This window comes from Duganella sp. CY15W (assembly GCF_009857555.1).
Lineage (GTDB): Bacteria > Pseudomonadota > Gammaproteobacteria > Burkholderiales > Burkholderiaceae_D > Rugamonas > Rugamonas sacchari.
Genome location: NZ_WWCQ01000016.1, coordinates 1 through 925 on the forward strand (window position 1 = coordinate 1; position 925 = coordinate 925).

Genomic DNA, 925 nt, shown 5'->3' on the forward strand with positions numbered 1-925 from the left:
CCTTCTATGAACCAGAAACTGACTATTCCAACAGTCAGACAACCTTCCGCGATCCGTCCCCCCATCGCATCATACGACGGTGCAGGAATATTAACCTGCTTCCCATCAGCTACGCATCTCTGCCTCGCCTTAGGGGCCGACTCACCCTGCTCCGATGAACGTTGAACAGGAAACCTTGGGCTTACGGCGTGGGGGCTTTTCACCCCCATTATCGCTACTCATGTCAGCATTCGCACTTCTGATACCTCCAGCATCCTTTACAAGACACCTTCGCAGGCTTACAGAACGCTCTCCTACCATATCCTTGCGGATATCCGCAGCTTCGGTGACTGGCTTAGCCCCGTTACATCTTCCGCGCAGGACGACTCGATCAGTGAGCTATTACGCTTTCTTTAAATGATGGCTGCTTCTAAGCCAACATCCTGACTGTTTTAGCCTTCCCACTTCGTTTTCCACTTAGCCAATCTTTGGGACCTTAGCTGGCGGTCTGGGTTGTTTCCCTCTTGACGCCGGACGTTAGCACCCGACGTCTGTCTCCCAAGCTCGCACTCATCGGTATTCGGAGTTTGCAATGGTTTGGTAAGTCGCGATGACCCCCTAGCCATAACAGTGCTCTACCCCCGATGGTGATACTTGAGGCACTACCTAAATAGTTTTCGGAGAGAACCAGCTATTTCCAAGTTTGTTTAGCCTTTCACCCCTACCCACAGCTCATCCCCTAATTTTTCAACATTAGTGGGTTCGGACCTCCAGTGCGTGTTACCGCACCTTCATCCTGGCCATGAGTAGATCACTTGGTTTCGGGTCTACACCCAGCGACTATCGCCCTGTTCGGACTCGATTTCTCTACGGCTTCCCTATTCGGTTAACCTTGCCACTGAATGTAAGTCGCTGACCCATTATACAAAAGGTACGCAGTCACCCC

The 925-nt window shown here is 51.6% G+C and carries 1 rRNA gene; it reads right to left on the bottom strand.

The annotated features are described in order from the left end of the window. Window positions 1–925, bottom strand: a 23S ribosomal RNA gene (locus GTP58_RS30820); the annotation flags it as partial.